This is a genomic window from Clostridium sp. Ade.TY (assembly GCF_000498355.1).
GTDB lineage: Bacteria > Bacillota > Clostridia > Clostridiales > Clostridiaceae > Clostridium.
Genome location: NZ_AVSV01000007.1, coordinates 19,485 through 32,129 on the forward strand (window position 1 = coordinate 19,485; position 12,645 = coordinate 32,129).

The following is a 12,645-nucleotide window of genomic DNA, read 5'->3' on the forward strand; positions in this document are numbered from 1 at the left end:
ATAATATATTTTTATGTAAAATATTATGTTTAAAATATAGAGGAGGTTATAAATGAATTTTATTGCAATAGACTTTGAGACAGCAAATGAAAAGAGAAATAGTCCATGTTCTATTGGTATTGTTGTTGTAGAAAATGGTGAAATAAAAGAAAAAATACATTATTTAATAAAGCCAAAAGAAATGAGATTTATGCCAATTAATATTGGTATTCATGGTATTAGACCTAAAATGGTTATTAATGAACCTGAATTTGATGAGATATGGGAAAAGATAAAAAAATACTTTGATAAAAGTCTTGTAGTTGCACATAATGCTTCTTTTGATATATCTGTTTTAAGAAATACACTAGAAACCTATAATATAACTTTACCTTCTTTCAATTATATATGCACTATGAAATTATCAAGAAATTTTTATAGAGATTTAAGTAATGCAAAACTTAATACAGTAAATGATTTTTTAGGATTTGAGTTTAAACACCATGATGCTTTAGCAGATGCAATAGCTTGTAGTAATATATTACTTAGTATATCAGAAGAGCTTAATGTAAAAGATATTAATTTAATATCTAAATATTTAGGCGTAACAATTGGAAATGTTAATAGTAGTGGGTACAAGCCTTCATCAAGTAAGGGAAGAATAGAAAAAGTATCAAGAAGGAAAACATCAAAAAATAGTTTAAATTTATTAGAAGATTTAAATAGTAATGCTTTTTTAAATGAAGTTGTAGTATTTACTGGCGGATTATCTTCAATGACAAGAGATGTGGCTATGATGCTTGTTAGAAAGTTATCTGGAAATGTAGGAAGTTCTGTAACTAAAAAGACAACATGTTTAGTTACAAATACAAAAAATATTGAAATATTAGAAAGAGATGAGATGAGCAATAAATTAAAAAAGGCAGTTGTTTTAAAGTCTAAGGGACAAAATATAAAATTTATAGATGAAGAAGAATTTTTAAAGATGGTTAAATATTAATAAAAAACCTATTCTAATTAAAGAATAGGTTTATATTATTTTATTGGATGAAACTTTATATCTGCATATTGTATAGGAAGATAATTTTTATTAAATACTATTGGATGATTAGTATTTTTATAAATAGCTTCTTCTATTAAATAAAATTGTTTTTCGAAAGAAATGGGATGATTTTTAGTTACAAATTTACCAGCAGTTGAAAATTTAATATCAACTAAAGCATCAGTACATTCATCATAAACTTTTTCCTCTAAGAAATTCAAGAAATCCTTTTTGTTGTTTAAATCAAGATTAAAAGAGGATATAGCTTCTATTGGCATTATTGTAAATATATAAGCAATAGTTTTACCTTGATACATATACCATCTGTCTATTCCTACGGTAGCAACAGATTCTTTACCAAGTATTTTCGTAAAATAATCTGAAGGTGGTTGTATTTTAAAATCAAATTGAATATTATCTATTTCATGGTCTAAACATTTATAAATAACATGTCCTATTTTTTCAAGTCCAACCTTTTTCGTAGGAGATTTTTTTGTTATAAAATTGCCTTTTCCACGTATATTTTTTATAAGTCCATCATCTTGAAGTAATGCTAATGCTTGACGAAGTGTACTTCTGCTTACACCTAAAGTTTTAGCAAGATCAGGTTCAGAAGGGAGTCTACTATTTTCTGAAAAAGAGCCTTCAGTTATCATTTTAAAAAGTTTATTATAGACAGTTACATATCTTAATTCTTTTGCAGTATCTATTACGTTTATATTAATATTATCCATTTAATCAACCTTTCCAACAATAAGACAAGTTACATACAAGTTTGTTTTTAAAAAATTATTTCTTTAATATAAATTATAAAATATTTTTTAAAAATAGCAAATAAAAAAGTGAAAAAATATGTAAACGATTGACAAGTTATGATAGTACATGATATTATCTATATATATAATACATACAAGAAAATAGACAAGTTAAAGTTTTAAGTTTTAGGAGGCAATAAAAATGAGCAATGAACAAAATTCTAATAAAAAGTTAATTTATACAGAAGGTTCTGATAGACAATATCATATAGGAGTAGCACCAGGAGAAGTTGGAAAATATGTAATTATGCCAGGAGATCCAAAAAGATGTGAAAAAATTGCTAAGTATTTTGACAATGCAAAGCTTGTTGCAGATAGTAGAGAATATGTAACTTATACTGGATACTTAGATGGAGTTAAAGTAAGTGTTACATCAACAGGTATTGGTGGACCATCAGCTGCAATTGCTTTAGAAGAATTAGTTAACTGTGGAGCAGATACTTTTATAAGAGTAGGTACATGTGGTGGTATGGATCTTGATGTAAAAGGTGGAGATCTTGTAATAGCTACAGGTTCAATTAGAGCAGAAGGAACAACAAGAGAATATGTTCCAATAGAGTTCCCTGCAGTAGCAAACTTAGATGTAGTTAATTCTTTAGTTACAGCAGCTAAAACTTTAAAGGCACCATATCATGTAGGGGTTGCTCAATCAAAAGATTCATTCTATGGACAACATTCACCAGAAACAAAACCAATAGGATATGATTTATTAAATAAATGGGATGCTTGGGTTAAATGTGGATGTTTAGCTTCAGAAATGGAAGGAGCAGCATTATTTATAGTAGGAAGTTACCTAAGAGTTAGAACAGGAGCTATATTCTTAACTGTAGCTAACCAAGAAAGAGAAAAAAGAGGTCTTGAAAATACTCAAGTTCATGATACAGAAAGAGCTATAAAAGTAGCAGTAGAAGCAATAAGAAACTTAATTAAATTAGATAAAGAAAATAATAAATAAACACAGGGAGAAGGTATTTTCAATATGGGAAAATATAAAAGAGTTTTTACAATAGTAATTGATTCATTAGGAATTGGGGCTATGCCTGATTCAGAAAAATATGGTGATGTAAATGTAGATACACTTGGACATATAGCTGAATCAGTAGAAAGTTTCAATATTCCTAACTTACAAAGAATGGGTATATCAAATCTTCACAAAGTGAAACATGTTGATAAAGTAGAAAAACCTTTAGGATATCAAATGAGAATGGGCGAAGCAAGTGTTGGTAAAGATACAATGACAGGTCACTGGGAAATGATGGGATTACACATTACAAAACCTTTCAAAACATTTACTGATACAGGATTCCCTAAGGAATTATTAGATGAATTAACAAAGAGAACTGGTCATAATATTGTTGGAAACAAGAGTGCTAGTGGAACTGAGATATTAGATGAACTTGGAGAACATCAAATGAAGACAGGAGATATGATTGTTTATACATCAGCAGATTCTGTACTTCAAATTTGTGGTCATGAAGAAACTTTTGGATTAGATGAGTTATATAGATGTTGTGAAATAGCAAGAGAAATAACTCTTAAAGATGATTGGAAAGTTGGAAGAATAATTGCAAGACCATATCTTGGAAACAAAAAAGGTGAGTTCAAACGTACTAGTAATAGACATGATTATGCATTAAAGCCATATGGAAAAACTGTTCTTAATGAATTAAAGGATAATAACTTTGATGTAATTTCTGTAGGGAAAATTAAAGATATATTTGATGGTGAAGGAATTACAGAAGGAAATAAATCAAAGAGTTCAGTTCATGGAATGGAGCAAACATTAGAAATAATGGATAGAGATTTTAATGGATTATGCTTTGTTAACTTAGTTGACTTTGATGCTTTATGGGGACATAGAAGAAACCCAAAAGGTTATGCAGAAGAATTAGAAAAATTTGATGTTAACTTAGGAAAAGTATTAGATAAGTTAAATGAAGATGATTTATTAATAATAACAGCAGACCATGGAAATGATCCAACATATAGTGGAACAGATCACACAAGAGAGTATGTACCATTTTTAGCATATTCACCTTCAATGAAAGGCGATGGAGTATTAGAAGATGCAAATACTTTTGCAACAATTGGTGCAACTATAGCTGATAACTTTGATATAAAAATGCCAGAAGGAACAATTGGTGAATCAGTATTAAATAAATTAGATTAATATATTAGTTAAAAGAGAGTAGAGAAATCTACTCTCTTTTTTTAGAAAAAAATATATTTAATTAAGGAATAAATTATATAAAAATTTAATTAAAGTTTATACATCTATATATGAATATGTAAAAATAAAATGAATAAAAATGCATTTTATAATATAAAAATATCTATTGGTACAATTATTTTACAAATAAATAAAAAATTTACTAGTGCTGAAAAGTCTTTTAAAATCTATAGTTTTGGTGATGAATTAAGAAGTGTAAGAAAAATAGTCTATTCATAAAATAGAAACAATAATTAATTAGGTTATGAATAAATATAAAATATAATTGTATAAACATACGGAAGATGCTATAATAAGTTCAAAGAAAAAAGATAAACAAAACAAAAGATAAAACTCAAAAAGAGAGGGATAAAACATGGGAAAAGATAAAAAAATAAAACTTTGGGCTTTAGTAATGCTTATATTTGTTCCAACATTTGGATTTGGAAATATAGCTAGTAATGCTGTGTACTTAGGACCGGCTGCAATACCATCATGGGTTATAGTTGCTATATTATATTTCTTACCTTTATGTGGAATAATTGCTGAGATGGCTTCTGCAAATCAAGATAAAGAAGGTGGGATTTATTCTTGGATAAATAAAGCTATAGGAGAAAAGTGGGCATTTATAGGAACTTGGACATACTTTATAGGAATACTTTTTTATTTACAAATGGTTTTTTCAAGAATACCAGTTGCTGCATCATGGGCTATATTAGGTAGAAATATATTTACAGATTCTAATTCATATTTATTACCTATACTATCAATATTTATATGTATAATAATGACTTATATTGCAACAATAGGTGTAAGCAAGTTTTCAAAGCTTGCTGACTTTGGTGGAAAATTTACATTAGCAGCAACAGTAATATTTATAGTTATGGCTATAGTTGGATATTTTGTTGGAACCCCATCTGCAACTGATTTTACTCCAAGTAATGTTATTCCAGATTTTAATGTGAATTATTTTTCAACATTTTCTTGGCTTTTATTTGCAGTTTCAGGTTCAGAAGTTGCAGGTACATATATAATGCAAACAGATAAACCTAAAAAAACATTTCCAAAGGCAATGATGATAGCAACATTACTTATAGCGCTATCTTATATATTAGGTTCCGTAGCAATACAACTTATAGCATCACCAAAAGTTTTACAAGATGCAGGACTTCAAGATGCTGGATATGTAGTATATTCAATACTTGCAAATAATTTTGGAATAGATGGGAAAATAGTAGTTCAAATATATGCAGCAATAAACTTAATAACTTCAATTGCAGCATATATAATTTGGATGGAATCACCAATAAGAGCTATGTTTGGAGAAGTTCCAAAAGGAACTTTCCCAGAATTTTTAACTAAAAAAAGAAAAGATGGAACATTGGTTAATGCATTATGGACTCAATGTGCTATATTAGTAGTTCTTATAGCTATTCCGTTAGTTGGTATTGGATCAGTTAATGATTTTTTTAAGCTTTTAACAGACTTATCATCATTAGCAGTTGTTGTTCCTTATGTAATATTAATATATGGATATATAATATTTAGAAAAAATAATAAAAATTTAGAATTTAAATTTTTTAAATCTAATATTTTAGCATATAGCTTCGCAGGAATTGCTTTAGTATTATCATGTGCAGGATTTTTTGGAGCTGGACTTGATTATATAGTAGGTAGTAGTGGAAAAGAAGCAGTTATGTTAATTATAAAAACATATGGGGGACCTGTTATATTAACTTTATTAGGTCTTTTCATAACTAATTTTTCTAAAAAAGCTTATAATAGAAAGATAAAAAAACAATTTGAATTTGATGAAAGTATGGGAGAAGAATTAGATTTAAATTAAGAATTAAGTTTAATAAAAGTAGCTAAATCTTTAGCTGCTTTTATTTTTTTTAATATATTAATATAGACAAAGAATAATTACAATAGTATAATTGATAATAATTATCAATTAAAGAAGGGGTGGTAATATGAATAGTGTATTGACGGCTTTTATATTAACATTAATAGCTGGATTAGCAACGGGAATAGGAAGTCTTATAGCTTTTTTTGCTAAAAAAACTAATACTAAATTTTTATGCTTAAGTTTAGGATTTTCAGCAGGAGTAATGATTTATGTATCAATGGTAGAAATATTCCAACAAGCAAATAAGTCTCTTGTTTTAGGGTTAGGTGAAAAGCTTGGAAGTACAGTAAATGTAATATCTTTTTTTGCAGGTATTTTTATAATTGCAATTATAGATAAGTTAGTGCCTAATGCAGAAAATCCTCATGAAATTAAAAATGTTGAAGACATAGATGAAGATAAAATAAAGAAAAATAAATCACTTTTAAGGACAGGGCTTTTTACTGCATTAGCAATTACAATTCATAATTTTCCGGAAGGTCTTGCAACTTTTGTATCAGCTTTAAATAATGTAAGTTTAGCAATACCAATAACAGTAGCAATTGCAATTCATAATATTCCAGAGGGAATATCAGTATCCGTACCTATTTATTATGCTACGGGAGATAAAAAGAAGGCATTTTTATATTCTTTTCTTTCTGGAATGTCAGAACCGTTAGGTGCAGTAATTGGATACACATTACTTAGAAATTTTTTTAATGATATAACTTTAGGAGTTCTTCTATCAGCTGTTGCAGGTATTATGGTGTTTATATCTTTAGATGAATTATTACCTACAGCTAGAGAGTATGGTGAACATCACATATCTATATATGGATTAATAGCTGGAATGGCAGTAATGGCAATAAGCCTTATAATGTTTATCTAATTAGTAATATACTATAACTTGAATTTATATATTAATTATAAAGATATAAATTGGAGGTTAATATGGGTAAGCATAGATCAAAAAGAGATTATGATGAAGATAAGTACTTGACAAATAATGTAGGAAATCCAATAAGTAATGATAAAGATTCTTTAACAGTAGGTAGAAATGGGCCTGTATTATTGGAAGATTTAAATTTAATAGAAAAGTTATCCAGTTTCGATAGGGGAAGAATACCAGAAAGAGTGGTTCATGCTAAGGGAGCTGGAGCTAAAGGATATTTTGAATTAACAAAATCAATGAAAGAATATACAAAAGCGAAAGTTTTTACAGAATTGGGTAATAAAGTGCCAGTATCAGTGAGATTTTCAACAGTAATTGGAGCTAGAGGATCAGCAGATACTTTAAGAGATCCAAGAGGATTTGCAACAAAATTTTATACAAATGAAGGGAATTTGGACATAGTTGGGAATCATATTCCTGTATTTTTTATAAGAGATGCAATGAAATTTCCTGATATGGTTCATTCATTTAAGCCATCGCCTGATAATAATTTAACAGATAAAAATAGATTTTGGGATTTTATTTCAAGTAGTCCTGAATCAACTCATATGATAACTTTTCTTTTTTCAGATCTTGGAACTATAAAAAGTTATAGAACAATTGGTGGATTTGGAGTAAATACTTATGTATGGGTAAATGAAAAAGGAGATAGAGTATTTATAAAATATCATTGGGTTCCACTACTTGGTGTTAAAACTATAGATAGAAAAGAGGCAGAGATGCTTGCTGGCTTAGACCCTGATGTAGCAACGAGAGATTTATATGAACATATAGAAAAAGGAAATATAGTTGAATATGATTTTAAAGTACAAATTATGAAAGAAAATGAAATAAAATCATTAGATTTTAATCCTTTGGATGCAACTAAAACTTGGCCAGAAGATAAATTCCCATTAATTAAGGTAGGAAGAATGACATTAAATGAAAATCCTAAAAACTTTTTTGGAGAGATGGAACAAATAGCTTTTTGTCCAGCAAACTTAGTTCCAGGAATAGAATTATCAGCGGATAAATTATTACAAGGAAGAGGATTTTCGTATAAGGATACTCAAAGACATCGAATAGGTGCTAATTTTCAACAATTACCTATAAATAAACCAAAGGTTGATGTTTTAAATAATACTCAAGATGGAGCTATGAGATATTATTATAATGAAGGGAAAGTTAATTATAAGCCAAATCAATTAAATGATAATAAACCTATTGATTACCCTAAAGGGAATCAAAAAGCAAAATTTGTTGAAGGGAATATAGTTACGGAAGAGATTGATAAAAATGATAATTTTAAACAAGCTGGAGATAAGTTTAGAGCAATGAGTAAAAAAGAACAAGAAATATTAGTTGATAATATAGTTGCAGATATGTGGGAAGTTGATTATAAAATACAGGTTAAAGCTATAGAAAATTTTAAAAATGCAGATGTTGATTTTGGTAGAAGAGTAAAACAAGGGCTAAATTTAAAATAATTATAATATAGTATTAATCTATTAAATTAGTCATTAATAATATGTGTATAGTATGACACTAATAATATAATTTGCCTAACTAAAATTTTATTAAAAATAATATGTATTTATAAAGAGGTTTATAATTTTATAAACCTCTTTTTCATAAATTATAAATCGGTATGTAAAATAATAGTAAGAATATATTAAATTTTTTGACTATATTAAAAATGATGTAAAAAGGGTATTATTTTTAATAATTGTTAAAATATTAACTTTAAAAATATTAAATTTTTAATGAAAATGTTGACATAAAATAAGTGAGCAGTTAAAATAGGATTTACAAGTAAAGGCTTACATAAAGATATGTATCATAAATTTCTTGGATACTTCTAGGTAGCATTACTTATATTTTGTGAATTTATCGGAGGTTAATCAATATGAAAATACTTGTAATTAATTGTGGTAGTTCATCTTTGAAGTATCAATTAATAAATATGGAAAATGAGGAATCAATAGCTACTGGGTTAGTAGAAAGAATTGGAATAGAAGGATCTAGACTAGTTCATAAAAAAAATGACGAAAAACATATAATAGAGGAACCAATAAAAGATCATAATGATGCTATAGGATTAGTTCTTAAAACATTAACTGATGAAAGTGTTGGAGTAATTAAGAACTTAGATGAAATAAAAGCAGTTGGACATAGAGTAGTACATGGTGGAGAAAAATATTCAGAATCAGTTGTAGTTGATGAGAATGTTATAAAATATTTAGAAGAAATATCACCACTTGCACCACTTCATAATCCAGCTAACATAATTGGAATAAAAGCATGTCAAAAATTAATGCCAAATATTCCAATGGTAGTTGTGTTTGATACAGCGTTCCATCAAACATTACCTAAAAAAGCATATATATATGCAATTGATTATAATTTATATGAAAAACATCAAATAAGAAAATATGGATTCCATGGAACTTCACATAAGTATGTATCACAAAAGCTTGCAGATGCTATGGGTAAAGATATAAAGGATTTAAAAATTATAACTTGTCACTTAGGTAATGGAGCAAGTTTAGCTGCAATAAAAAATGGAGAGTGTATAGAAACTTCAATGGGATTTACACCTCTTGCAGGAGTACCTATGGGAACAAGATCAGGAAATATAGATCCATCAATAATTCCATTTTTAGTGAATGAATGTGGATATACAATGGAACAAGTCAATAATTCTTTAAATAAAGAGTCAGGTGTTCTTGGTATATCAGGAGTAAGTTCAGATTTTAGAGATATAGAAGATGCTGCGGCTGAAGGAAATGAAAGAGCACAACTTGCTTTAGATATATTCCACTATAAAATTAGAGAATTTATTGGAGCTTATATGATTTCAATGGGTGGTTTAGATGCAATTGCATTTACAGCAGGAGTTGGAGAAAACTCACCAGAAACTAGAGAAGAATGTTTAAAAGATTTAGAATTTTTAGGAATAGATTTAGATAGAGAAAAGAATAAAGTAAGAGGAAAGCTAAGAGAAATTTCAGCGGAAGGTTCAAAAGTTAAAGCTTATGTTGTACCTACTAATGAAGAACTTATGATAGCTAAAGAAACTGCAAATCTTATTTAATTTTAAAATAAAATAGTTAAAGTATATAACATTAAAACCTCTATAACAAGTGTTATAGAGGTTTTTTATATTAAAATATAATATAATAATTTTAGTAAATCTAATAAAATAGTAAAATTTAATTTATAAATATTAATAAGAGTGGTTGTTTAAAAATTATGAATTAGAGAGGATGATATTTATATGAAGAAATACAATTGGGCTATTTTAGGGGCTGGAACTATTGCAAGAGAAATGGCAGTAGCATTAAATGAAGTTAATGGAGACATCTATGGAGTATATAATCATAATATAGATAAAGCAAAAAAATTTGCAGAAGAATTTAAGGTTAAAAAGGTATATGAAAATTATGAAGATATTTTAAAGGATGAAGATGTTGATGTAATATATGTAGCAACACCACATAATTTGCACTATAAAGCATTATTAGATGCAGTAAATAATAATAAGCATGTATTGTGTGAAAAGGCTATTACAGTTAATGCTAAACAATTAGATGAAGTTTTAAAAATAGCAGATGATAAAGGATTGGTAGTTTTAGAAGCTATGACAATTTATCATATGCCAATTTATAAAAAGGTAAGAGAATTAGTAAACTTAGGAGCGATTGGTAAAGTTAAAATGATTCAAGTTAATTTTGGAAGTTGTAAGGAATATGATGTTAATAATCGTTTCTTTAATAAAGAATTAGCCGGTGGAGCTTTACTTGATATTGGAGTTTATGCAGTTTCATTTGCTAGATACTTTATGGAAAGTAAACCAAATACTATTTTAACAACAGCTAATTATTTTGAAACAGGAGTTGATGAACAATCAGGGATTATTATGAAAAATGATTGTGATCAAATGGCTGTAATTTCATTAACAATGAGAGCAAAACAACCAAAGCGTGGAGTTATTGCAGGAGAGTTTGGATATATAGAAATTAATAATTATCCAAGAGCGGAAAAGGCAACTATTACTTATACAGAAGATGGTAGAACAGAAGAAATAGAAATTGGGGATTCAGCTAAAGCTTTAAATTATGAGGTTATAGATATGCAAGAAGCAATAGATAAAAAAAGTAGTGGAAAAAATATTAAGTTAACTTCTGATGTAACTCATTTATTAAGTGAAGTTAGAAATCAATGGGGATTTAAATATCCTTTTGAATAAACTTATAAAAGAAAAATTAAAAATAATATTTAAAACAGTATAAAAAGCAGAGTGATTCTCTGCTTTAAACGTTTTATTAAATAGGGTATATTGCAAATAAGAATGATATTTTTACTATACTTTAACAGTTATATGCTCACCATTTTGTGAAATAATTTCTACTAATTTTAATCCTTTATAACATTTTAAGCTATATTTTATTTTTTTGAAAAGCAGTATAGCTAATTTCTTTTCATGAGCATTAAGGTATTTTTTTGGAACAAATCTTATAACTAGACCTCCAAGAAATAAGGGAACTGGTAAAGTTAAATTAAATTCTTTGCTTTTTATTGAAATTATCATTTAGAGACCTCTAATCTATAAATATTTTAACTGTATCGCCTTGACTTGAGTAAACATTCACTATTTCTCCCATAACTTCATTATCTAAACAAGATACTAGAGTATTTGTTAATTCATCTATATTAATTCCGTTCATACATTCTATATGTGTAGATAATGGTAACTTTCCAGCAACTTTTATAATTTCTTTAACTACCTTAACTGGTAATTTTATATTTACCTTATCACCATCATGACTTAAAACATCAACTTTTAAAAATTTATCTTCATATTTTTTAGGGGTTATAGTTTCAGTATTTTTAAGTGGATCTCCTAAAGCATCAAGTATTTCCTTTGCTTTTACAGCAGAAATTTTACCGTCTTCAATCATTTTTAGTACTAAAAGGGTTTCTTCATTCATAATAATTCCTCCAAAAATTTAATCTTTTAATTTATTAATTGCGTCGTCAACTGATATGTATCCATTTTCTAAAGCAGATAAAATATTTTTACGTTCTTGTTTTAAGTTATTTTCTTTTGATGAATATCCTAAGTTTTCAATAACTTCATCTAATTTTGCTCTAACTGTTGGATATGAAATTCCCATTTCTTTTTCGACTTCTTTTATGTTTCCTCTGCATTTTATAAAAGTTTCAATGAAATATAATTGATCACTATTTAAATAATCAAATTTAGATAACTCAAATTCATTTTCTATAGTTGTATTACAGCTAGTACATTTTAATTTTATTGCTTTTAACTTATGAGAACATACTGGACAATGGCTTAATATTTTATGCATAAATTACCTCCAAATCTATAATACTAATGTACACCTTTTTTCATAGAATGTAAATATGAAGATTGATTTTTTGAAAATATTAATTAAAAATATTAATATTAATAAATAATAATATTAATATATTGAATATATAAATTAATATTATTAAAAAGTTTAAAATGCTTTAAAGGATACTGTTGAAGTAGTAAAATTTTATAAAGAATAATTAATATGCCATTAAATGGGAAATATTTCATTATTATAGGATATACTCTTGTTAAGAAAAGTAAAAAAGACTATTCTTTAAAATTATTATTAAAAGAATTTTAAATTAATAATAGAAATAGACTATAAATAGATATATTTATTTCAATATATGTAAAAATAATCTATAATAAAATATGAAAAGTAAAGACCGTGCACTGATATT

Annotated in this window: 12 protein-coding genes; 8 read left to right on the forward strand and 4 right to left on the reverse strand. The window is 27.0% G+C overall.

Annotation, left to right across the window (positions count from 1 at the left end; translation table 11 throughout):
• The first annotated feature begins 52 nt into the window (after window positions 1-52).
• Window positions 53-979, forward strand: coding sequence for an exonuclease domain-containing protein (locus tag O212_RS0103165; RefSeq protein ID WP_024613714.1), 927 nt, complete (start codon window positions 53-55; stop codon window positions 977-979).
• A gap of 35 nt (window positions 980-1,014) precedes the next feature.
• Here the strand turns inward: O212_RS0103165 and O212_RS0103170 are convergent, their stop codons facing one another.
• Window positions 1,015-1,755 carry a GntR family transcriptional regulator gene (locus O212_RS0103170; RefSeq protein WP_024613715.1) on the reverse strand — a complete coding sequence of 247 codons (741 nt, stop codon included), beginning with the start codon at window positions 1,753-1,755 and terminating at the stop codon, window positions 1,015-1,017.
• 223 nt (window positions 1,756-1,978) lie between these two features.
• On the opposite strand from O212_RS0103170, the gene udp reads away from it, so the two are divergent.
• The 7 genes from udp to O212_RS0103210 all read left to right on the forward strand — a co-directional run bounded on the left by udp (window position 1,979) and on the right by O212_RS0103210 (window position 11,113).
• Window positions 1,979-2,791 carry a uridine phosphorylase gene (udp, locus tag O212_RS0103175; RefSeq protein ID WP_024613716.1) on the forward strand — a complete coding sequence of 271 codons (813 nt, stop codon included), beginning with the start codon at window positions 1,979-1,981 and terminating at the stop codon, window positions 2,789-2,791.
• A 24-nt stretch (window positions 2,792-2,815) separates the two neighbouring features.
• Window positions 2,816-4,006, forward strand: coding sequence for a phosphopentomutase (locus O212_RS0103180; RefSeq protein WP_024613717.1), 1,191 nt, complete (start codon window positions 2,816-2,818; stop codon window positions 4,004-4,006).
• A 415-nt stretch (window positions 4,007-4,421) separates the two neighbouring features.
• Window positions 4,422-5,891, forward strand: a complete 1,470-nt coding sequence (locus O212_RS0103190; RefSeq protein ID WP_024613718.1) for an amino acid permease — start codon at window positions 4,422-4,424, stop codon at window positions 5,889-5,891.
• A gap of 127 nt (window positions 5,892-6,018) precedes the next feature.
• Window positions 6,019-6,822, forward strand: coding sequence for a zinc transporter ZupT (zupT, locus tag O212_RS0103195; RefSeq protein WP_024613719.1), 804 nt, complete (start codon window positions 6,019-6,021; stop codon window positions 6,820-6,822).
• Between the two features lie 62 nt (window positions 6,823-6,884).
• A complete protein-coding gene (locus O212_RS0103200; protein ID WP_024613720.1) occupies window positions 6,885-8,351 on the forward strand; it encodes a catalase in 1,467 nt (488 codons plus the stop codon).
• Between the two features lie 419 nt (window positions 8,352-8,770).
• The gene (locus O212_RS0103205) at window positions 8,771-9,958 is read left to right on the forward strand and encodes an acetate kinase (protein ID WP_024613721.1); all 1,188 of its coding nucleotides are present in this window, start codon (window positions 8,771-8,773) and stop codon (window positions 9,956-9,958) included.
• Between the two features lie 183 nt (window positions 9,959-10,141).
• Entirely contained in the window at window positions 10,142-11,113 is a 972-nt protein-coding gene (locus O212_RS0103210) for a Gfo/Idh/MocA family oxidoreductase (RefSeq protein WP_024613722.1), read from the forward strand.
• Window positions 11,114-11,227: 114 nt separating this feature from the next.
• On the opposite strand, the gene O212_RS0103215 is transcribed toward O212_RS0103210, so the two are convergent.
• Genes O212_RS0103215 through O212_RS0103225 form a run of 3 tightly spaced genes read right to left on the reverse strand, consistent with a single transcriptional unit; the run spans window position 11,228 to window position 12,236 of the window.
• The gene (locus O212_RS0103215) at window positions 11,228-11,455 is read right to left on the reverse strand and encodes a hypothetical protein (protein ID WP_024613723.1); all 228 of its coding nucleotides are present in this window, start codon (window positions 11,453-11,455) and stop codon (window positions 11,228-11,230) included.
• A gap of 10 nt (window positions 11,456-11,465) precedes the next feature.
• On the reverse strand, window positions 11,466-11,855 hold the full coding sequence (locus tag O212_RS0103220; protein ID WP_024613724.1) for a hypothetical protein: 390 nt from the start codon (window positions 11,853-11,855) through the stop codon (window positions 11,466-11,468).
• An 18-nt stretch (window positions 11,856-11,873) separates the two neighbouring features.
• The gene (locus tag O212_RS0103225) at window positions 11,874-12,236 is read right to left on the reverse strand and encodes a DUF2089 domain-containing protein (RefSeq protein ID WP_024613725.1); all 363 of its coding nucleotides are present in this window, start codon (window positions 12,234-12,236) and stop codon (window positions 11,874-11,876) included.
• Window positions 12,237-12,645 lie beyond the last annotated feature (409 nt).

Coding starts and splice junctions, on each gene's coding strand:
- O212_RS0103165 (WP_024613714.1), top strand. CDS start 53: ATGAATTTTATTGCAATAGACTTTGAGACAGCAAATGAAAAGAGAAAT.
- O212_RS0103170 (WP_024613715.1), bottom strand. CDS start 1,755: ATGGATAATATTAATATAAACGTAATAGATACTGCAAAAGAATTAAGA.
- udp (WP_024613716.1), top strand. CDS start 1,979: ATGAGCAATGAACAAAATTCTAATAAAAAGTTAATTTATACAGAAGGT.
- O212_RS0103180 (WP_024613717.1), top strand. CDS start 2,816: ATGGGAAAATATAAAAGAGTTTTTACAATAGTAATTGATTCATTAGGA.
- O212_RS0103190 (WP_024613718.1), top strand. CDS start 4,422: ATGGGAAAAGATAAAAAAATAAAACTTTGGGCTTTAGTAATGCTTATA.
- zupT (WP_024613719.1), top strand. CDS start 6,019: ATGAATAGTGTATTGACGGCTTTTATATTAACATTAATAGCTGGATTA.
- O212_RS0103200 (WP_024613720.1), top strand. CDS start 6,885: ATGGGTAAGCATAGATCAAAAAGAGATTATGATGAAGATAAGTACTTG.
- O212_RS0103205 (WP_024613721.1), top strand. CDS start 8,771: ATGAAAATACTTGTAATTAATTGTGGTAGTTCATCTTTGAAGTATCAA.
- O212_RS0103210 (WP_024613722.1), top strand. CDS start 10,142: ATGAAGAAATACAATTGGGCTATTTTAGGGGCTGGAACTATTGCAAGA.
- O212_RS0103215 (WP_024613723.1), bottom strand. CDS start 11,455: ATGATAATTTCAATAAAAAGCAAAGAATTTAATTTAACTTTACCAGTT.
- O212_RS0103220 (WP_024613724.1), bottom strand. CDS start 11,855: ATGAATGAAGAAACCCTTTTAGTACTAAAAATGATTGAAGACGGTAAA.
- O212_RS0103225 (WP_024613725.1), bottom strand. CDS start 12,236: ATGCATAAAATATTAAGCCATTGTCCAGTATGTTCTCATAAGTTAAAA.